Annotated in this window: 21 protein-coding genes; 13 read left to right on the top strand and 8 right to left on the bottom strand. The window is 60.7% G+C overall.

Features of this window, described 5'->3' with window-relative positions:
• Positions 1-8: 8 nt before the first annotated feature.
• Positions 9-356 (top strand): helix-turn-helix domain-containing protein, encoded by a 348-nt coding sequence (locus L8U60_RS08540; protein ID WP_420840185.1) that lies wholly within the window; start codon positions 9-11, stop codon positions 354-356.
• A gap of 102 nt (positions 357-458) precedes the next feature.
• Complete coding sequence (locus L8U60_RS08535) at positions 459-1,304, top strand: PspA/IM30 family protein (RefSeq protein WP_269965946.1); 846 nt, start codon at positions 459-461, stop codon at positions 1,302-1,304.
• Between the two features lie 83 nt (positions 1,305-1,387).
• On the opposite strand, the gene L8U60_RS08530 is transcribed toward L8U60_RS08535, so the two are convergent.
• From L8U60_RS08530 to L8U60_RS08515, 4 genes are all read right to left on the bottom strand, one after another.
• On the bottom strand, positions 1,388-3,418 hold the full coding sequence (locus tag L8U60_RS08530; protein WP_269965945.1) for an HtaA domain-containing protein: 2,031 nt from the start codon (positions 3,416-3,418) through the stop codon (positions 1,388-1,390).
• Positions 3,419-3,507: 89 nt separating this feature from the next.
• Entirely contained in the window at positions 3,508-4,122 is a 615-nt protein-coding gene (locus tag L8U60_RS08525) for an energy-coupling factor transporter transmembrane component T family protein (RefSeq protein ID WP_269965944.1), read from the bottom strand.
• Positions 4,119-4,811: an energy-coupling factor ABC transporter ATP-binding protein gene (locus tag L8U60_RS08520; RefSeq protein WP_269965943.1), complete on the bottom strand. Its 693-nt coding sequence runs from the start codon at positions 4,809-4,811 to the stop codon at positions 4,119-4,121. Before L8U60_RS08520 ends, L8U60_RS08525 begins: the two co-directional genes overlap by 4 nt.
• Positions 4,812-4,820: 9 nt before the next feature.
• Positions 4,821-5,408, bottom strand: coding sequence for a biotin transporter BioY (locus L8U60_RS08515; protein WP_269965942.1), 588 nt, complete (start codon positions 5,406-5,408; stop codon positions 4,821-4,823).
• Between the two features lie 78 nt (positions 5,409-5,486).
• Here L8U60_RS08515 and L8U60_RS08510 point away from each other — a divergent pair, with 78 nt between their 5' ends.
• From L8U60_RS08510 to L8U60_RS08485, 6 genes are all read left to right on the top strand, one after another.
• Positions 5,487-5,702, top strand: coding sequence for a DUF3046 domain-containing protein (locus tag L8U60_RS08510; protein ID WP_269965941.1), 216 nt, complete (start codon positions 5,487-5,489; stop codon positions 5,700-5,702).
• 192 nt (positions 5,703-5,894) lie between these two features.
• On the top strand, positions 5,895-7,004 hold the full coding sequence (recA, locus tag L8U60_RS08505) for a recombinase RecA (RefSeq protein ID WP_269965940.1): 1,110 nt from the start codon (positions 5,895-5,897) through the stop codon (positions 7,002-7,004).
• Between the two features lie 3 nt (positions 7,005-7,007).
• Positions 7,008-7,607, top strand: a complete 600-nt coding sequence (locus L8U60_RS08500; RefSeq protein WP_269965939.1) for a regulatory protein RecX — start codon at positions 7,008-7,010, stop codon at positions 7,605-7,607.
• 107 nt (positions 7,608-7,714) lie between these two features.
• On the top strand, positions 7,715-9,241 hold the full coding sequence (miaB, locus tag L8U60_RS08495) for a tRNA (N6-isopentenyl adenosine(37)-C2)-methylthiotransferase MiaB (RefSeq protein WP_269965938.1): 1,527 nt from the start codon (positions 7,715-7,717) through the stop codon (positions 9,239-9,241).
• Between the two features lie 10 nt (positions 9,242-9,251).
• Positions 9,252-9,881 (top strand): Rv2732c family membrane protein, encoded by a 630-nt coding sequence (locus L8U60_RS08490; protein WP_269965937.1) that lies wholly within the window; start codon positions 9,252-9,254, stop codon positions 9,879-9,881.
• Between the two features lie 217 nt (positions 9,882-10,098).
• Positions 10,099-11,145: a Fic family protein gene (locus tag L8U60_RS08485; protein ID WP_269965936.1), complete on the top strand. Its 1,047-nt coding sequence runs from the start codon at positions 10,099-10,101 to the stop codon at positions 11,143-11,145.
• Here L8U60_RS08485 and L8U60_RS08480 read toward each other — a convergent pair.
• Entirely contained in the window at positions 11,137-12,195 is a 1,059-nt protein-coding gene (locus L8U60_RS08480) for a GNAT family N-acetyltransferase (protein WP_269965935.1), read from the bottom strand. The genes L8U60_RS08485 and L8U60_RS08480 overlap by 9 nt on opposite strands.
• A gap of 2 nt (positions 12,196-12,197) precedes the next feature.
• On the bottom strand, positions 12,198-13,538 hold the full coding sequence (locus L8U60_RS08475) for a DUF349 domain-containing protein (RefSeq protein WP_269965934.1): 1,341 nt from the start codon (positions 13,536-13,538) through the stop codon (positions 12,198-12,200).
• A gap of 136 nt (positions 13,539-13,674) precedes the next feature.
• Between L8U60_RS08475 and L8U60_RS08470 the strand changes: the two genes are divergently transcribed.
• From L8U60_RS08470 to dapF, 3 genes are read left to right on the top strand one after another with little or no spacing between them, the layout of a single operon-like run.
• Positions 13,675-14,283, top strand: a complete 609-nt coding sequence (locus tag L8U60_RS08470; protein ID WP_269965933.1) for a hypothetical protein — start codon at positions 13,675-13,677, stop codon at positions 14,281-14,283.
• Entirely contained in the window at positions 14,276-15,196 is a 921-nt protein-coding gene (gene miaA / locus L8U60_RS08465) for a tRNA (adenosine(37)-N6)-dimethylallyltransferase MiaA (protein WP_269965932.1), read from the top strand. Before L8U60_RS08470 ends, miaA begins: the two co-directional genes overlap by 8 nt.
• A complete protein-coding gene (gene dapF / locus L8U60_RS08460; protein ID WP_269965931.1) occupies positions 15,193-16,050 on the top strand; it encodes a diaminopimelate epimerase in 858 nt (285 codons plus the stop codon). The genes miaA and dapF overlap by 4 nt, the downstream gene beginning before the upstream one ends.
• On the opposite strand, the gene L8U60_RS08455 is transcribed toward dapF, so the two are convergent.
• Together L8U60_RS08455 and L8U60_RS08450 are read right to left on the bottom strand one after the other, a co-directional pair.
• On the bottom strand, positions 16,015-16,524 hold the full coding sequence (locus L8U60_RS08455) for a hypothetical protein (RefSeq protein WP_269965930.1): 510 nt from the start codon (positions 16,522-16,524) through the stop codon (positions 16,015-16,017). The two genes, dapF and L8U60_RS08455, sit on opposite strands and share 36 nt — an antisense overlap.
• Positions 16,525-16,533: 9 nt before the next feature.
• Positions 16,534-17,307 (bottom strand): hypothetical protein, encoded by a 774-nt coding sequence (locus tag L8U60_RS08450; RefSeq protein ID WP_269965929.1) that lies wholly within the window; start codon positions 17,305-17,307, stop codon positions 16,534-16,536.
• A gap of 89 nt (positions 17,308-17,396) precedes the next feature.
• Between L8U60_RS08450 and hflX the strand changes: the two genes are divergently transcribed.
• On the top strand, positions 17,397-18,965 hold the full coding sequence (hflX, locus tag L8U60_RS08445) for a GTPase HflX (RefSeq protein WP_269965928.1): 1,569 nt from the start codon (positions 17,397-17,399) through the stop codon (positions 18,963-18,965).
• 3 nt (positions 18,966-18,968) lie between these two features.
• Positions 18,969-20,294, top strand: a complete 1,326-nt coding sequence (locus L8U60_RS08440; RefSeq protein ID WP_269965927.1) for a uracil-xanthine permease family protein — start codon at positions 18,969-18,971, stop codon at positions 20,292-20,294.
• The last annotated feature ends 70 nt before the right edge of the window (positions 20,295-20,364 follow it).

Raw genomic sequence — 20,364 nt, 5'->3', positions numbered from 1 at the left:
AACACGTGATGGCAACAACAACGACTCTTAAGTACCAGCCCGCACCGACGGTCCTGCCCCGTGAGAAGGTGCGTGAACCGCTACTGCGGGAAGCCCTTGGCATGTCTTTGCGTGCTTTCCGCGCGGATAAAGGCGTGACGCTGCGTGAACTGGCGTCCGTCGCGCGTGTCTCCCCTGGCTATCTATCTGAGCTGGAACGTGGCCGGAAGGAAGTATCGTCTGAGCTCCTCGCCTCTGTGTGCGTTGCACTGGATACGACGGTGGCTGACTTGCTCATGGAAGCTGTGGCCAACCTATCGCTTCAGGCTATGGCAGACGAACTGGCCCACACCCCGCCTGCTGCCGCAGAGGTCTAGAACGACGCGCACATAACGCGTGCCCCGCGTACCATGTAGGGGAACATTTTTTAAGAACAATTTTTGCTGCAGTAGTGCAAGCGAGAGAAAGGTAGATCAACCATGGCTAACCCGTTTGTTAAAGCCTGGAAGTACCTGATGGCACTCTTTGACAACAAGATCGAGGAGCACGCTGACCCGAAGGTTCAGATCGAGCAGGCAATTGGTGAGGCACAGCGCCAGCACCAAGCACTGTCCCAGCAGGCAGCTGCTGTCATTGGTAACCAGCGCCAGCTGGAGATGCAGCTGAACCGCCGTCTCGCTGATGTGGAGAAGCTGCAGGCTAACACCAAGCAGGCTCTTCAGCTTGCTGACAAGTCTCGTGCTGAAGGCGACAACCAGAAGGCCACCGAGTACGAGAACGCTGCTGAGGCTTTCGCTGCTCAGCTCGTCACCGCTGAGCAGGGCGTTGAGGATACCAAGCAGCTCCACGACCAGGCTCTGCAGCAGGCTCAGCAGGCAAAGCAGGCTGTTGAGCGCAATGCAATGCAGCTGCAGCAGCAGGTGGCTGAGCGCTCCAAGCTGCTGTCCCAGCTGGAGCAGGCCAAGATGCAGGAGAAGGTTGCGGAGTCCCTGCAGTCCATGAACTCCATCGCCGGCGGCAACCAGCCGAACCTGGATCAGGTGCGTGAGAAGATTGAGCGCCGCTACGCCAACGCTCTCGGCCAGGCCGAGCTGGCTCAGGGCTCTGTCCAGGGCCGCATGGCTGAGGTTGAGCAGGCTGGCATCCAGCTGGCTGGCCACTCCCGCCTGGAGCAGATCCGCGCCGAGATGGGTCAGCTTGAGTCCGGTAAGGGGCAGCAGGCCATCGAGGGCAACAACACTGGCTCCACCGGCTCGACGGACACCACTGGTGTGTCCAATGATGCAGTGGCAGAGCGTATGCGTGAGCTGCGCGGCGAGAGCTAAACGCTTCTAGCCCTTCTTACGGGTAATGGCGCGGCCCCTCCTTTGTAGAGAGGCCGCGCCATCTTTTTTGTTTTCGTGATTGGCTACAGGCGCGGCAGATTCAAGTTAGACAGCCAAGCCCTTAAAGGTTCTGGGATCGCCTGGGGTGCGTTCCGCATGACTCCAATAGCTGCAGCGAAGACACTTGCTAGCACGGCCACAACCGTGAGTGCGATTATCCAAGGAGTTGTAACGCTTGAGGGAGAATCGCTGGGTGGGTTTAGATCAGGATCTGGTGATGGCGCGTCTACGAACACATCGGGAATCTGGAGATGAATAGGCAGCGGAGCCTTGTTGTCATCTTGTGATGCGCCGGTGCGGTACCACCACGCCCGCATTGACTCGGGGAGGGCATCGATGAATTCAGTAGGGAAGGCGCCATTGTGGCCTTGATAGGTGGCGTTTTCGAAATCAGGTTGGATGACTAACCGTGTCCCTGCGTCGCTTCGTTCGATTTCGGAATTGGCAAAAGTCATCAGGGTAACCCGCTTGTAGCCTGGGGAAAGCTGATCATCAACTTGCCACGACAGTGAGGCTGTGACGTACCCAGAACCATCTGGATTCCGGTGCACCGTCGGACTCGCAAGCTCCGTAATCACTTGGATATTGAGACCTTCATAGTGGCTGATACGCACTCCGCCCCTGTAATTGATGGCAAAGGAGCCGTTGCTCTGGTCGAACCATCCTTCATCGCTTTGGAAGGTGAAGATCGAATCCTTTTGTTCAGCGGCACCCAAAGCAGTCTTTGTCCAGGCACCTGCATAGTTGTTAATACCCCATGAGAACGTGGCGCCGGAAACCTCTTTAGAGTCTTTGGGCGCTTCGGGCAAGGCAGGATGCTTGGGTGCTACCCAATCAGGGGACTGTGGTGGTGTTGGATCGGAGCCTTCGGGGGACACATCTTCGAGCTTCAGGGGCGTGATTGCCGGCTTCCCGCCCGCACGCTTGAGAATGCTAAGTTTGCCGCCTTGGCTACCTTCGCCTGCATATGGATGAGTGACATACAGTTGCTCTCCATCAGGCGTAAACGCGGCATCATACGTATTTACTCCGCCTGCTCCTGCGGTTGTGATGCCCAATGCGTTGAAGTCAGCAGCCTTTGTGGCAGACCAGGTGTCTGGGCTCACGATATAAACGGAATTTGTGCCACCATCGCTGACGATCAATTCGTGTGTGACAGGGTTTACTACGAGGTCCCGGATACTCTCACCAACCTCAATGAGATGGTCGTAGTGTTTTCCGGTAGCAGAATCGAGGATCTGGATCTTGTTGGTCGTCCAAGCGTCGTTAAGCCGCGAATCAACCGCTACATACAGATGCCCGAGCACGGGGTCCAACGCTAGTTTGGAAGCTCGGCCACCGGTATCACGCCAGTCCGACACCTTGATTTCAACATTTGCGTCCCAGGTAAAGGTTTCGAGTGACACAGTGGTGAGTACCAATCCACGGCCCTCGGCGACCCACAACTTGTTCGTTTTGGGATCAACGACAATGTCCTTGATCAGGGGGTATTTCTGTGTGCTCACCTGCAGTGGAGCAGAAACCGAGCCCGTGGAGGGATCGACTTTGATGATCGCTTTCCCGTCTGTGAGGTAGATAACGCCATTGTGGACAACGGCTGTATCAATGAAACGCGGGATTCCGCCAATGAATCGTTTGATCTCCCCAGTCTCCGCGTCAAGGACTGAGATACCACCCTCTTTGTCCTTCGTGCGATAGTGAATAGCATAGATTTCTGAGGCATCCGCGCTTAGAAGAATCTTCTTTGGCTCCGGGTACTCCAATTCAAAAACTTCCGGACTCGCTTGCCCTGTCGAAGGATCAAACCAGGTTATGCCCCCTGGATTACCTTGAAGACGATCGACGGGGACATACACCCGGTTACGAGTTGGATCGACTACAGCGGTGCTTGGGATGTCACCCACATTGACTGAATTGACGTAACCGTAGGAACTAGAGACAGCGGCCGGAGCACTGGCTGAAGGGGGCTCTGCGTGTGTGTACGGCGCAGGAGCTAAACCAGCCTGCATTGCGGCAACAACTGATGCAGTTACCGCGACTCTTGTAAAACTCATGGGGTCCTTTCAAAACAGCACGGGAAGGGAAGCCTAACTTTAACAAACTTAAGTATGATACTTTGGTTGTGGTCGCTGTTTCGTTGTTCCTAATCGACGGCGCCGCGCGCCATGAGAGCCTCGCCCGTCATCTCGGCGCGGCGGATGCTGCGGATGACTAGGGGAGTGCCGAAGGCCAACAAGGAGAAGCGTGCACCGCGTGCTTTGCGCGCAGCGAGTGATTCGTTGGCGGTGTTGAGCAGGACGGGGATCTGGCGGATCGTTAGCGCGATGGCCAGCGAAATGGTGTCCACGGGGAGGCCGATGCGAGCCAGCGGAGCCATGTTTTTCTCGAGGGCTGTAAGCAGTGCCTCGATGGTGGTGGTGAGGGTGAGTAGCGTCGCTGCGAGGAAAGAAGCGATAAGCCCGATGGCGACGGTGAGCATCTTGTCGAAGCCGTTTTGCCACCACATGAACGCGCCCAGGAAAGCCAAGAAGGGCAGGATCGGGGCGAGCTGGCGCCAGGTCGTGCGCAGAGGAATACGGGCCACGGCGTAGAAAGCCAGCACTCCACCCAGAACGGCAGCCGTATGCCAGGGGCGAGTTGGCAGCCACGTGACCAAGATGATCAGCACCACGATGGCAAGAAACTTCAACGTCGGCGAAGCCCGGTGCACGAGGGTGCTGCCGGGCACGTAGACGCCTAAAGGGAGCTCACGGATCATGGGGAGGTCCGCTCCATCAGGTCGGTGTAAAAGGAGATGGCGTCGCGCGGGGTGCCGTCGTACGCCACTGTTCCGTCGTTAATGCAGATCACGCGGGCGAAATTGTGGAGCATGTCAAGGTCATGCGTCACAACGATGACTTGTTGGTCCAGCTCCTCCAATTCCCGAATAATCCGCTTCCGGTTGCGCAGATCCAGCAGAGTAGTGGGTTCATCGGCGATGATGGTCTCCGGTTCGATGACCATAACGGCGGCAAGCGCCAGCATCTGCTTCTCGCCGCCGGAGAGTGTGTGGGGAGAGTTGTCTGCGAGCGCCGTGAGTCCACATTTCTCCATCATGGCGTCAACGCGCTGGTTGACTTCAGCTTTTGGCAGTTTGAAGCGGCGCAGGGAAAAGGCAATGTCATCGCGGACGCGCGGCATGACAATCTGAGCTTCAGCATCAGAAAAAATGAAGCCAACGCGGCGGCGGATGTGTTTGCCGTGGGGGGTGGTGGGGGAGCCGTCGAAAAGCACGCGCCCTTGAGTGGGCTCAATGAGACCGTTGATCATGCGCACGAGCGTCGATTTGCCGGAACCATTGGAACCGATGATGCCGATGCGCTGCTCAGTGAGAGTCAGAGACACCGGCTCAAGGATTGTTCTTCCTTCGTAGACGACACCAGCGCCGTCGAACGTGATAGTGGGCACGAGCCAAGCTTAACGGCGACGGAGTTGCGGGAACGCCGCGTGTACGGCGAGCGCGATCGCCACCATGACTGCGAGCTTGGCCAGATCGGGGACGATGAACGCTCCCTGTGCGGCGACCGCGGTGCCGAGGTTCATGTCTGCGCGCCACATGAGACCGAAGGTGCCGAAGAAGTACTGCAGGAAGACCGCGACGAGACCACCCGCAACGAACAGAGTGACCATGACGGCCTTGTTGTTGCGCGGTGCGCGGTAGGCAATGTAACCAGCCGCAGCCGCGCCGAGCAGGTAACCGAGCAAGTATCCGATGCTGGGACCGGCGAAAGCCTGGATGAGCGTGCGGCCGCCAGCCAGGACGGGGAACGCGAGGCTGATGAGCAAGAAGAGACCGGTGGCCAGGAAACCGCGACGGCCGCCAAGCACAAGGCCCGTGAGGATGGTGGCCACGTTTTGCAGCACGATGGGCACGCCTGCTGCACCGACAGGGATGGACACGAAGCCGAGCACGCAGATGAGTGCCGCGAACATAGTGATGAGTGCGAGATCCTTCGCAACAGCGGCGCTCGAGCGCGGGGAAGATGTAGTGACAGTTTCTGACATGGCGAACACAATAACGCACTTTCTTGAACACTGTTCAATAGGGGGGGCTGAGAAACGTAGGCGCGTATGGTGGTTGCCATGCGCTTGACCGAGTTTCAGCAACGCGTTACCGACGAATTTGGGGACGCAAAGGGCCAGTGGGTGGTGTCTTCCCACGTCTTTCCGGGGGAGGGGAAGACGGCTGAAGGGCTGATCGAAAGTGGGGTCGATCCCCGAATCGTGTGGGAAGGGCTGTGTGAAGCCTTTGATGTGCCAGAAGAGCGTCGCTTGGGGCTCGACCGGCCTGGAAAATAATCGAACAAAAACTTTCTTTCGAACATTCGTGCGTGTATGTTCGGGGGTGGTGTCCGATATCGCATTAATGTAATTCGCAGCAACGGGGAACCGGATGCGGGGTTAGAGCGGTCTAAGTAAGTACACCACTTATTTTCAAGACCTAACCCTGTGCGGGGAAACGGTGAATAAACGAAAGGACATAAGACACCTATGGCAACGAAGAAGAAGGCCGCTTCGGCCGCAAACGATCGCCAGAACGCGCTCGATGCAGCAATGGCGATGATTGAGAAGGACTTTGGCAAGGGCGCCATTATGCGCCTGGGGGATGAGAAGCGTCCGCCGATCCAGTCCATCTCTTCCGGCAACACCGCGATCGATGTGGCGCTGGGTATCGGTGGCTGGCCGCGCGGCCGTGTTGTGGAGATTTACGGTCCGGAGTCTTCCGGTAAGACGACGGTGGCACTCCACGCCATTGCAGAGGCACAGCGGGCCGGCGGTATCGCGGCATTCATTGATGCGGAGCACGCCCTTGACCCGGATTACGCCCGCAAGCTCGGCGTGGACACGGATAACCTGCTGGTTTCCCAGCCGGATACCGGTGAGCAGGCGCTCGAGATCGCCGACATGCTGGTGCGCTCTGGTGCGATTGACATTATCGTCATTGACTCGGTGGCGGCACTGACGCCGAAGGCCGAGATTGAGGGCGAAATGGGTGACAGCCACGTTGGTCTGCAGGCCCGTCTTATGTCTCAGGCTCTTCGCAAGATGACGGGTGCGCTGTACAACTCGGGCACGACGGCCATCTTTATTAACCAGCTGCGTGAGAAGATCGGTGTCATGTTCGGCTCGCCGGAGACCACCACCGGTGGTAAGGCGCTGAAGTTCTACGCTTCCGTGCGCTGCGATGTGCGCCGTATTCAGACGCTGAAGGATGGACAGGATTCCATCGGTAACCGCACCCGCCTCAAGGTGGTGAAGAACAAGGTGTCGCCGCCGTTCAAGATCGCCGAATTCGACATCATGTACGGCGAGGGCATTTCGCGTGAGTCTTCGATCATTGACATGGGTGTGGACAACGGGATTATCAAGAAGTCCGGTTCCTGGTTTACCTACGAGGGTGACCAGCTGGGCCAGGGCAAGGAGAAGGCCCGCACCTTCCTCAAGGAGAACCCGGATCTGGCGGATGAGCTGGAGCGCAAGATCTTTGAGAAGCTTGGCGTTGGCGAGTTTGCTGGCCAGGATGAGCTGACGGATGACCCCGTGGACATGGTTCCCAACATCGACTTCGACGATGAGGATGCTGCTCCAGCTGGAGAATAATCCGTGAGGGAGAGAAAACAGCCGGACCCGGAGAAACTTCGCGCGCTGCAAAAGGCCCTCGAGGAGTACTCCGGGGCCGAGCCGCTTATTCACGAAAACAGGGAGAAAGCCCTCTCCCGCGTCCGCGAACGTGCACTCCTCCTTCTGGATTCACGCGCGCGGTCCCGCCAGGAGTTGCGTGACCGGCTGGTGAAGGCTGAGTTCGAGCCTGAGCTGGTCGATGAGGTGCTGGACTCCTTCCAGCGAAATGGCCTCGTTGATGATCTGGCATTTGCGCGTGAGTGGGTCCGTCAGCGCTTTGAGCGTCGTGGAAAGTCCGCGGCCATGTTGGACGTGGAGCTTCAACGCAAAGGCGTGGGGGAAGCTGACAGGGCTGAGGCGTTGAGCGCGATTGATCGGGATGATGAGCGTGAGGTTGCGCGTGCTTTAGCCGCGAAGAAGGCGAAGCAGGTCAAGCGCATCCCGGCTGATAGGCATCAGCGGGATAAGGAGCTGCGTCGCATCGTGGGGGTATTGGCGCGCAGGGGATTCAACTCCGGCATGTCGCTAGAACTGGCCCGTGAGGCTCTCGATGAGCGATGTGCTGAGCTCGAAGAGGACTAGCCGTTAGCCCTTAAGAGAGGACGACCCCTTGGAGTCTTCGCATGCCCACTAGGTTACCCGCGGCGACAGTTAGGAGACTTCACCGAGCGGGAATAGACTGTCCCACCGTGACCACCGCGACTGAAGCTTCTCAAACCCACCCACGCACGTACGAGGTGCGCACTTTCGGCTGCCAGATGAACGTGCATGACTCCGAAAGGCTGTCAGGTCTGCTCGAAGAGGCGGGCTACACGGCGGCGCCGGAGAATGAGGAAGCGGACCTCATCGTCTTCAACACGTGCGCGGTGCGTGAGAACGCTGACCAGCGTCTGTACGGCACACTCGGGCAGCTGCGCGAAGTGAAGCGCAACCACCCAGGTATGCAGATTGCCGTTGGTGGCTGCCTCGCACAGAAAGACCGTGACACCGTTATTGATAAGGCCCCGTGGGTCGATGCGGTGTTTGGCACGCACAACATGGCGGCGCTGCCGGCGCTGCTGGACCGCGCGCGGGTGACCGAAGAGGCGCAGGTTGAGATCGTTGAGGCGCTCGAGCATTTCCCGTCGGTGTTGCCGGCGAAGCGCGAATCCTCGTATGCCGGTTGGGTCTCTGTGTCCGTTGGCTGCAACAACACCTGCACGTTCTGTATCGTGCCGGCGCTGCGCGGTAAGGAACAGGACCGACGCCCCGGTGATATTCTCGCCGAGGTCAAGGCACTCGTAGATCAGGGTGTCAGCGAAGTGACGCTGCTCGGCCAGAACGTCAACGCCTACGGTGTGAATTTCGTGGACCCGGAGCTGGACCGTGACCGCTCGGCCTTCTCGAAGTTGCTGCGCGCTTGCGGTGAGATCGAGGGGCTTGAGCGCGTCCGCTTTACCTCCCCGCACCCGGCGGAGTTCACCTCCGACGTGATCGACGCGATGGTGGAGACCCCGAACGTCTGCCCGCAGCTGCACATGCCGCTGCAGTCTGGTTCGGACAAGGTGCTCAAGGACATGCGCCGTTCCTACCGTTCGAAGAAGTTCCTGGCCATTTTGGATGAGGTGCGGGAGAAGCTGCCGCATGCATCCATCACCACCGACATCATCGTGGGCTTCCCGGGTGAGACGGAGGAGGACTTCCAGGCCACTCTCGAGGTGGTGGAGAAGGCGCGATTTACCTCCGCGTTCACGTTCCAGTACTCGCCGCGTCCGGGCACTCCGGCCGCGGAGATGGCCGACCAGATTCCCAAGAAGGTCGTGCAGGAACGCTTCGAGCGTCTTCTCGCGCTGCAGGAGCGCATCAGTGGCGAGGAGAATGCGAAGCTCGTGGGAACCGAGCAGGAGCTTCTCGTCCAGGAGAGTAATGACAAGAAGGAGACCGGCCGCATGTCCGGTCGCGCGCGCGACGGCCGCCTTGTCCACTTCACGGTGGAGGGCAACATCGACCGTGCCGTGCGTCCTGGCGATATTGTGAATGTCACGGTGACGGATGCTCGCCCGCACTATCTCATCGCGGACTCGGGCATTCACGCGCACCGGCGCACTCTCGCGGGTGACAATGCTGAGGCCGGCCAGGTGCCCACCACCGCACCAGTTGGCGTTGGTCTTGGCTTGCCAAAGATTGGTGCGCCCAGCCCATCACCCGCCGCGTCAGCGTGCGGTTCTTGCGGATAAGGAGCACAGAATGCTTAACGACGACACCCCCACCCCCGAAAAACACCTCGCCACCCGCCTGGATCTGGGGTGGCGTGCGTGGGTTCTCGCCGCAGTCGCCGCAGTGTATGTCGTGACGTTGTTTATGCCTTATGCCGCTGGCATCCCGGGCTGGCAGATGCTCACTTTCACCGAGCCGGCTGATGCCCAGATCGCGCTGGCCGAGCGCGTGTTTACGCTCGTGTCCTTCGCGTCCTTGGTTGTGTTCAGCGTGCTCGCTTTGGTGCTGCGCCACACCTCCCCGGCGATGCTCGCCTGGATGACGGGCGGTATTGGTCTTGGTGCCGCGTTGCTGGGAACGTGGATGCGTCAGACCGGCACTGCCGGTGGCTCCACAGGCGCCGGGATGTACCTGGCCATCGTGTGCCTGGTCATCGCCGTGCCCGTTCTCACTTCAGCGTGGTTGCGCCGCGACCCGGAGCAAGAGCGTTACGAACAAGCCCGCCGCGAGAACCCCGAGGCTAACCCGGTTGCGGACGTCCAGTCCGCCGCCACCCAAGCCCATTCACATGCTGGCTCCGCGCAGGATCTCCCTGCGCACCTCATCGATGACCGCCGGGCCCAGGCCCGCGAGCGCCACCAGAATTCCAAAGGCGCGTAGCTTCCTAGCATCAGTGGAACGATGCCATCGGAGCCTTTCATCGATGTCCTACTGGAGATAGGATAGGGCCTTATCCTATCCTTGAGTCATGTCGTGGCCAAGGTTCCGTACTGAAACTTTGCCGTGGGAACCCCGCGGCGAGATGTCGCGTCGCGCTCGGGCGAAGGCACCGACAACATATGAAAGCGCGCTTGTTCCCTCTATAGCGCAGGAGAGTTTGGAACTTACGGCTGATCTCCAGGCAGTTGTTGAGCAAGCGACGATTGCTGTTGCTCGTTTTGACGCCACGGTGGCACACCGACTCATCCCTTTTACTCCGCTACTGCTACGTACGGAGTCGGTGGCGTCGAGCAAGATCGAGCGTTTGACGTCGTCGGCACGCAAGGTGCTTGAAGCGGAGCTGACGGGAAGTAAACATGGCAATGCTGGTCTCATCGCGAGCAATGTTCAGCAGATGGAGGTGGCGAAAGAACTCACGGTTGAAAAAGCCAACGATCTTTTGGAGCTTCATAGGATCCTGCTTGAACACAGTGCGCCGGCCATCGCCGGCGTGTTGAGGAATGAGCCGGTGTGGATTGGGGGCGCGGACCAGTACCCGTTGGATGCATACTTTGTCGCGCCGCATCAGCGTCTTCTTCCGGACGCGTTGGATGATTTTCTAGCGTTCCTCGCGCGCGTGGATCTTCCAGCGCTGGCCCATGCGGCGGTGGCTCATGCACATTTTGAAAGCATCCACCCGTTTGCCGATGGCAATGGCAGGACTGGACGGGCGCTTATTCATATTGTGTTGCGTCAACGCGGGTTGACAACGGAGACGTCGTTGCCGATCTCAGCATCCCTCTTGGCTGATGTGGATAGTTACTTTGAAGCGTTGGATGCTTATCGGGACGGCGACATCGCATCGATTGTCAGGCTCTTCGCCCAGGCTGCCATCGAAGCGACACGGCGGGGTGAATGGCTCGTGGCGCAGCTGGATAGCGTGCGTGAGGAATGGGAAGGGCTGGTCACTGCGCGTAAGGATGCGGCGGACTGGAAAGCTCTGGGTGTTCTCATCCGGCAACCTTTGGTCACCGTTGCCGGCTTAACAGCAGAGCTCGGGATTACTCCGGCAGCGGCGCGTGCCACGCTCGTTCGTCTTGAGGGAAACGGCATCCTTATCGGTGCACAGATGTCGAATAAAGTGCGTGCCTGGCGTGCCCCGGATGTGCTCGATCTGTTGGATGAATTCGGGGATGGTATGCGGCGCGGCACCGCGTCAGTGTGAGTGTGTGAGCTTCTGCCAGGCGGTGGAGCTGGACATGATCTCCGCGTTAGCGGCGTGGAGAAGGCGTTCGACGGGTTCGCTCCCGCTGGGCACGGAGGCGTAGCAGGTTTCTACCTTGGACCATTCGGCGCGGGCGGCGGAAAGGGCACTGGAGATCAGTTGTGTGGCTGCGCCTTGGCCGCGTGCATCGGGGAGGACGTAGACGAGGCCGAGTTCCATGAGGGTGTCATCGTCGACGTCGTAGTGGACGGCTTCAGCCAAGCCGATGAAGTGATCGCCGGCACGTAGGAGCGCGGTGAGTTGGTTGCCGCCGCGGTCGCGGAGACGGGCGCTGGCATCGCGGATGCGGGCTTCGGTCCAGTTGACGGTGTCGAGGGTGAGTTCGCCACGCGGGTAATCCTGGGAGGCCGAGGTGATGAGGGATTGGAACCCGGCGAGATCATCAGCTGCAAAGTCCATGTTGCGGACGATGGTGCAGGTGGGGGAGTCAAGCAGGCCAAGACCATCAAGTGCGAAGGTTGCCTGGGTTTCCCGGTACGCGCGGGAATAGCCGGCAGTGGCAAGGAGTTCAGCTGCGGGGGAATCAGCGCCCGGGGAGTGGGTGTCCCAGAGGTGGCGGGTGGGACGGTGGGTGGTGGTGGAGAGGGCGTCGATAAGCGATAAAGCTTCTACCCACGGCTCACGCGGAACGGGCTCGCCGGGCAGTGGTGCGATGGCGGCGTCGAGCGTGATCGTGGCCTCGATGATGCCGGTGTCTTCGAGCAGTGGCAGCGAGACGAAGACCCAGGCGGAGATATCCGCCAGGTCGGAAGCATGGAGTTCCGGGTAGCCATGCGCGCCGAGCGGGCGCGGTGCAGCCACATCAGTGAGCGCGAAGAGGAAGGCCTGAGACTCGGCCGACCCTTCGAGGCGTTTGACCATGTGGGAGGCGGTGAGACCGGAATGAGGGTCGCCGGTGATGTCCTGGATGGCCAGGGTGGCGGAAAACGCGTAGGCGCCGACAACCTCTTCGGCGTCGGCGCTACGCGGACTGTATAGGAGGGCGTGCAAGGCTAGCTATCGATGGCCTTGGCAGCGACATCAGCGAACTCCTGCCACTGCTCCGCCTGAGCGCGCAGCTCAGCGGCAGCCTTGGCATCGCCCTTGGCCTCAGCAGCCTCGGCCTTGGCGCGGAAGTCATCGGCCTTGACCTGGAACTGGTTAGCCTTGTCCTGCTGGACCGGGTTGGCCTTGCGCCACTGCTTCTCCTCAGCCTCGGAGACGCGCTGCTCGATCTCGCCGATCTTGTTTTCGTACTCGCGGACCTTATTGCGAGGGACATAGCCGATCTCGTCCCACTTATCCTGCAGCTCGCGCAGCTTGGCCTTGGCGGCACTCAGGCCCTTCTCCGGGTCGATGAGCGGGCCGTACTCGGCGATGAGGTCGTCCTTGGCCTTGGCGTTGGCTTCGAATTCGCGGTCGCGCTCGTTGTTGACTGCGTTGCGCGCGGCGAAGAAGTGGTCTTGGGCAGCGCGGAAACGCTTCCACAGTTTGTCATCCACATCGCGCGGGGCACGGCCGGCGGCCTTCCACTCGGTCATGAGATCGCGGAACGCGCGGGCGGTCTCACCCCAGTCGGTGGAATCCTTGATTTTTTCGGCGCGCTCGATGATGTCTTCCTTCGCGGCCTTGGCGGCAGCGCGGCCACGGTCGAGCTCAGCAAAGTGAGCACCACGGCGACGGTTGAAGGAATCACGTGCCTTGGAGTAGCGCTTCCACAATGCGTCATCGGTCTTGCGGTCAATGCCGCGGATGGTCTTCCACTCATCCAGGATGGCGCGGATGCGGTCGCCGGCGGCCTTCCACTCGGTGGAGTTCGCGGCTAGGTCCTCCGCCTCAGCAGCAAGAGTCTCCTTGCGGGAAATGGCCTCAGCGCGGCGCGTTTCCTTGGCCTCCTTGGCCTTCTCACCGGCAACGTCAGCGTGTTCCAGCACAGCCTTCAGCTGAGCCTCGAGGGCGTCAAGGTCGCCGACAACTGCCTGCTCATCCAAGGAATCAATGAGCTGCTGGGCCTGGGTGCGCACAGACGAAGCATCTTCCGGGCGGGTGGCCAGACGGTTTTCCAGGAGGCTGACCTCCGTAGTCAGATCCACGAAGCGCTGTGCGTAGTGCTCGAGACCTTCCTCCGGGGTACCGGCCTGCCAGGACCCGACGGCGCGCTCCACACCACCGCGGGTGACGTACACGGTGCCTTCCTGGTCAACGCGCCCAAACTTTGCGGCCTCAGCGGCGTCCACAGTGGGTGCCGCCGGTGCAGCATGAACAGCTGCCGGCGCTGCTGGGCGTGGCCCCGGCTTGGGGGTGCGAGCAGGCATAGCGCCAGGGGTAGGGATCTTGCCAGGGGACTGCGTCATGGTGAGGCATCCTTTCACTTTCATCTGTGTGCCGCGCGACACGGCTGCCGCAATGTTTTGCAACTTTACCGTCCCCGGCGCGGCCGTGTGCGCCCTTGGCCGCGAGGAGTGTTTGCGGGCCGATAGGCTACAGGGCGTGAATCAGTGCGCGAATCAGTTCAATGTGCTCATCATTCCGGGTTCCCCGGCGCTTGTTACTGAGCTCGCCCCGCGGGATGAAGCTGGCCGGGAGCTTGCGTGCACTATCCGTGAGCTCATCGAAAAGGACTCACGCCCGATCCACATCGTGGGGTCGCGCGATGAGCGTTGGTACACGCATCACACCGGTTCGTTTGCGGCGTGGGGTGCACCGCAGGTCAATGTCGGCGGGGGTAATTACGCCGCGGAGCTCGTCGCCCGTTATTGCCTTGGTCCCGCCGCAGCACGCGTGACGGCCTCGCGCGGGACGCTGAATCCGCTCGACCTGGCCGCACTCACCGTTGTTGTCCTCGACGGATCAGCGGGGCTGACGCCACGCGCGCCGCTCGCGCTTATCGATGGCGCTCAGTCGACTCACAACCAGATGGCCCGGTTCCTGGAGGGTACGGCCGAATTACCCGACAAGCTCGCGGAGCACGGCGTGATTGAGCCCGAACTGTGGGAGGAACTCGCCGCGCAGCCCGCAGAACACAAAACACTCATCGCCGCTGATGCCTCACTGGGGGTCGGCCGCTTCGTTGCAGCATGGGAGGTGCAGCATGGATAAGACTCCGGTGGCGGTGGTGGGACCGACGGCGTCGGGGAAGTCGCGCCTAAGCATTGCCCTTGCTCACGAGCTCGATGGTGAGGTGGTCAATGTTGATTCGATGCAGCTCTACCGTGGCATGGACATTGGCACCGCGAAGCTGACTGTCGCTGAGCGTGACGGTGTGCCGCACCACCTGCTGGATATCTGGGAGGTCACGCGCACCGCATCCGTCGCGGAGTATCAGGCGCGCGCGATCCAGGCCGTCGAGGACATCGCCGCGCGTGGCAAGGTCCCCATCCTCGTGGGCGGTTCCATGATGTACGTGCAATCGCTTATCGACGACTGGCAGTTCCCACCCACCGACCCCGTTGTTCGTGCCAAGTACGAACAACGGTTAGTGGAGATCGGCGTGCAGGCTCTTCATGCGGAACTGGCTACGGTTGATCCGCAGGCCGCGAGCATTATTGAAGACAATGATCCGCGCCGTACCGTGCGTGCCCTCGAAGTGATTGAGCTGACCGGCAAGCCGTTCCAGGCCTCCCAACCCCCGAAGGACGCCCCGCCACGGTGGGGGACGCGCATCTTGGGGCTGCGCACGACAGCGGAGTGGTTGAACCCGCGCATTGAACTGCGCACGCACCAGATGTTTGAGCGTGAATTTGTTGAGGAAGTGGAAGGCCTTGTGGCAGAAGGTCTTGTTGCGGATTCCACTGCCGGGCGGGCGATCGGCTACGCGCAGGTGTTGGCGTACCTGGCGGGGGAGTGCACCCTCGATGAGGCGATCGAGTCGACCATTATGGGCACACGGCGCTACGTGCGCCGCCAACGTTCCTGGTTCAACCGGGACAAGCGCATCACCTGGCTTGATGCCTCTTTGGCGGATGAAAAACCGTCGGCACTGCTTCAGGCGGCGCTAGAATCGCTCGGGTGAGTAATAGCACAGGGACCCTGGCGTTCATCAAAGCGCACGGGACTGAAAACGACTTTGTCGTAGTCATCGATACTGACGATGCACTTGAACAACGCGGCGTGTTCACCGCTGACCTCGTTGCCGCGCTCTGCGACCGACGCTCCGGAATTGGTGCGGACGGCTTCCTCCGTGTTGCTCGGGTGAACGACCGCTGGTTCATGGACTACCGCAACGCGGACGGCTCCATCGCCGAGATGTGTGGCAACGGTATCCGCGTCTTTGCTCACGTGCTCGCTGCATTCGGCCTGGAAGACCGCACTGAGTTTGAAGTAGATACCCGCGCCGGGATCAAGCACGTGACCATCCACGAGTTCACGCCATCGCACGCCGTGGTCGAAGTGGGCATGGGGCGCGTTGAGGTCACCGGTGTCTCCACCGCGCGCATGGGGGAGTTCTCCTTCGCTGGCCTGGGCGTGGATGTGGGTAACCCACACCTGGCGTGCGTCATTCCGGGGATGACCCCCGATCAGCTTGCCGCCAAGGAGTTCACGCGGCCAGTGTTTGACGCCGAGTTCTTCCCAGACGGCGTCAACGTGGAGCTCCTCACCGAGCTTCACGACGGCGCGGTGCACATGCGCGTCTGGGAACGCGGCGTAGGGGAGACCCGCTCCTGCGGCACGGGCACTGTGGCAGCAGCACGCGCGGCGCTCGCGGATGCAGGCATTGAAAACGGCACTGTCACCGTTAACGTCCCGGGCGGTGCTGTGACAGTTGCGATTAACGGGGATGAAGCCACCATGACAGGCCCGTCCGTCATAGTCGCGCGCGGCGAGGTGGATTTAGTCAGCGTCGCGGGCAGCGCGCCGGGCATCTGACCAAGCGATAGCTAGTTCACTAGCACGCTGGTCGGCGATGGTGATGAGTTTTTCTAGTTCGTGGCGCGAGAGATCGTCGTGAAGCAAATGTGTCTCCACGCGGGCGAGAAAGCGACGGGATGAGTCGAGGCGGAGCTGGAAATCCTCGATCTCCGGGATGTCGCTATTGGGAAGGGCGAGTGCTCGGTAGGTGATCGTGCGCTGCTCGAGGGCGTCGAGGGTGGCGCCGGTGACAAAATCGTCGTACCAGTCGATGATTTCCCGGATGTCGTCTCGCGCGACACTGAGAGACGCTTTGAGTGCTTCAATCTCCGGGTCCACAGTGGAATTACGGAATCCCACGAACGCGACAGCAGCCAGCACAATGCCCAAAACAAGGCCCGGTAGCCCCAGGCGGGTAGCCAGCAAAATGGCAACAACCATCGCGAGCGTCAGCCAAATGGCCGCCTCGCGGTTGCGGTTGTTGCCGGTCATGTCGTGCTCCTAGTGGCCGCCGCAGCCACAGCTTCCGCCGCCTCCACCACAGCCGCCACCGCCACCGCAGCCGGCTGCCATCGCGACAGAGGCCGCCAGAACAGCAGTGCCAGCGACCACGGAATTGCGCTCTGGCAGCTCGCCGCCGAACGCGTCGGCGGGGACAACAACATCGAAGGGGAATGCGCCATCCACGGACAGGTGGATGAAACGCTCACCGGTCAGAGCATTGGTGCGCAGCTCTGCCTCCAACACTCGGGCGGAGAAACGCGCCGCAGCATCCGGGGTGGCGGGCTTGCCACCGGCGACGATCTCAGCGCCCTCAGACACGATCGTGCCCAGGGTCTCACCAGTAGCGGACAGGTAATCATCCACGCTTGCATAGTGCTGCACCTCCACGCCGAGGGCGGTGAAGCCCATTTCTTGCCATTGGAGGGTGGCTTCGTCGACAAGCAAAGGGCCCTGCGCGATGTTCGCGGTGACCGAGGTGATGACATTGCCCATCGGATCGACGATCTCGCAGAAGCCAACCACGTCATTGACCATGCTCACGTGCGCATAGCTGCGCGTGGTTGACGCAAACCCGGCGAAGGTGGCGAATGGCTCCACAGCCAGGATGTTCAGCTGCGCGCCGGACGGATCTGCGAACTGAATCAACTGCCCGCCGCGGACCTCACCGGTCACCTCCAGCTGGTTCGATGCGATGGCAGCTTCCACCGCATCCTGCCAACGCGTGAAGTTCATGCCAATGCTGGAAAGATCTTTCGTGATCGTGTCGCTCATAGGCCTGACTTTAGCGTTGCAGTGTGGCAAGGGAACAATCCGGCGACACGTTTGGTTGCTTGTGTCCACCATGAGACAATGAGGACTCAATGGCACAATCCTTTTCTTCTTCTTCTTCCTCCTCGGCTGCGGCCGAGCAGACGAGCCACGATGAACTGTTGGCGGAAGCGTTTCGTGATCACAAGCCTCCCTCGCGCGATGCGGCAGATGCACTTGTCGACGAAACCTTCGACACCCCCACCGTCGGCTCCCTCGACCTAGCGGAGCGCAATTCTTTCCGTCGCGTCATCCGCGATACGGAGATCCGCTCCGAAGACCACGAGGACATCTACGAGGTTGAGTACCGCAAGCTCCGCCTGGAGCAGGTCATCCTGGTGGGCATGTGGACTGAGGGGACCACAGCTGAGGTTGCGGCGAACATGAATGAGCTCGCCGCACTCGCTGAAACTGCGGGCGCGGAAGTGGTGGAGATGCTCTACCAGAAGCGCGATAAGCCGGACCCGGGCACCTACATTGGTTCGGGCAAGGTGAGCGAGCTGCGCGATATCGTGCAGGCGACTGGCGCCGACACGGTGGTGTGTGACGGTGAGCTCTCGCCCGGTCAGATGGTCGCGCTGGAGGAAGCGCTCAAGGTTAAGGTGATTGACCGGACCATGCTCATCCTGGACATCTTCGCACAGCACGCGAAGTCCAAGGAAGGTAAAGCGCAGGTCAGCCTCGCGCAGATGGAATACCTGTATACGCGTACCCGTGGTTGGGGTGGCAACCTGTCGCGCCAGGCCGGTGGCCGCGCGGGCTCCAACGGTGGTGTGGGTCTGCGTGGTCCGGGTGAGACCCGGATTGAGGCGGATCGCCGCCGCCTGCGCACGGAGATGGCTAAGCTGCGTCGTGAGCTGGCGGGCATGAAAACCGCCCGCGATATTAAACGCGCGCAACGGCAGCGCTCCACGATCCCGAAGATCGCTATCGCTGGCTACACCAACGCCGGCAAGTCCTCACTGATCAATGCGATGACAAACGCGGGCGTGCTGGTGGAGGACGCGTTGTTTGCCACCCTCGACCCGTCGACGCGTCGCGCGGAACTGGCTGATGGCCGCACGGTGGTGCTCACCGACACGGTGGGCTTTGTGCGTCACCTGCCCACGCAGTTGGTCGAGGCGTTCAAGTCCACGCTGGAAGAAGTCGCCGGCGCGGATTTGATGCTGCACGTCGTCGATGGCTCTGACCCCTTCCCGTTGAAGCAGATCAAGGCGGTCAACGAGGTCCTGGCAGAGATCACCCGGGACACAGGGGAGGACATCCCGCCGGAGATTGTCGTGGTGAACAAGATCGACCAGGCGGACCCGGTGATCTTGGCTGAGCTGCGTCACGCTTTTGCGGATTCGAAGCACCCGGTCGTGTTCGTGTCCGCGCACACGGGCGAGGGCATCGGGGAACTCGAAGGCCGCATTGAGATGTTCTTGAACACCCTCGATGCGCATGTCACGCTGCTCATCCCGTACACGCGCGGAGACATCGTGTCGCGTCTCCACGAAGAAGGCACAGTGCTCTCCGAGGAATACAAGGAACAAGGCACGCTTATCGACGTCCGCCTACCCCGCATCCTCGCCCACCAGTACGCAGAATTTTCTGTGGACGACACCGGTGCTAATTTCTAGCTGGTGAGCTCATTTTCTAAAGGTATTTCGTGGACTCTCCACGGCGACGGTAAACACATCAAGCCAGGTGGCGTTGTTGCCCCTGATGAGCGGCTAAGTTGGTCGCGCACTGTTGGTATTGGCATGCAGCACGTGGTGGCCATGTTCGGTGCCACGTTGCTCGTGCCCACGTTGACGGGCTTCCCCGTCAACACGACCCTGCTGTTTTCGGGTTTGGGCACCATCATCTTCCTACTGCTGACGCGGAACCGCCTGCCTAGCTACCTCGGTTCTTCCTTTGCGTTCATCGCTCCGTTGACTGCTTCGCAGCAGCACGGCATCGGTGCGCAGCTCGGTGGAATCCTGGTGACGGGCCTGGCTCTTGTCGCTGTTGGTTTGATCGTCTCGTGGGCGGGCAAGCGTGTCATTGATGCGGTGATGCCGCCAGTGGTCACCGGTGCCATCGTGGCTTTGATCGGTCTGAACTTGGCTCCGACCGCTGTGGCGAACACCCAGACTCAGCCGGTCGTTGGTTTGGTCACGCTGTTTGCCATCCTCGTAGCTACGGCATGTTTCCGCGGCATGGCGTCGCGCCTGTCCATCCTCATCGGCGTGGTCACTGGCTGGGTCTTTGCGGCATTGACTGGCAATCTTGCCGAGGACGCAGGTGACACCATCGCCGCTGCACCGTGGATTGGCCTGCCGCAGTTCCACACCCCGGAATTCCACCTGTCGGCCATCTTGGTGACGTTGCCGGTACTCGTCGTCCTCATCGCTGAAAACGTGGGGCACGTGAAAGCGGTTGCGGAGATGACCCAGCGTGACTTGGATGACCTAGCTGGCCCAGCCCTGATCGGTGACGGCCTGGCAACCACCCTCGCCGGCGGCTTCGGTGGTTCCGGTACAACCACGTATGCGGAAAACATCGGTGTCATGGCCGCTACCCGCGTGTACTCCACCGCCGCCTACTGGGTTGCTGCTGCCTTTGCCATCATGCTGGCGTTCATCCCGAAGTTCGGTGCACTCATCTTCACCATTCCCGCAGGCGTCCTGGGCGGCGCATGCTTGGTGCTCTACGGTCTTATCGGCATGCTTGGCGTGCGCATCTGGCAGGACAACAAGGTTGACTTCTCCAACCCGATCAACCTGACCACCGCTGCTGTCGCCCTCATCGTCGGTATTGGCAACCTCACCTTCGAGGTCGGCAACGTGACCCTGGAGGGCATCGCGCTGGGTTCCATCGGAATCATCGTGCTCTACCCGGTCATGCAGTGGGCATACCGCACGATCGGTGAGGGCCACTTGCTGCCTGAGCAGGAGCCACAAGAGCTTGAGGTGCCGCGCAACTAGACGCTTGTTATTCGCCACCGGTTTGATTCCGCGGTAAGTGCCTAAAACTTTTTTGGGTTTTTGTGGAACC

The organism is Corynebacterium meitnerae, assembly GCF_027570075.1.
In the GTDB taxonomy this organism is placed as follows: Bacteria; Actinomycetota; Actinomycetes; order Mycobacteriales; family Mycobacteriaceae; genus Corynebacterium; species Corynebacterium meitnerae.
The sequence above is the reverse complement of the archived record's forward strand: the minus strand, read 5'-3'. Positions and strand labels throughout refer to the sequence as shown.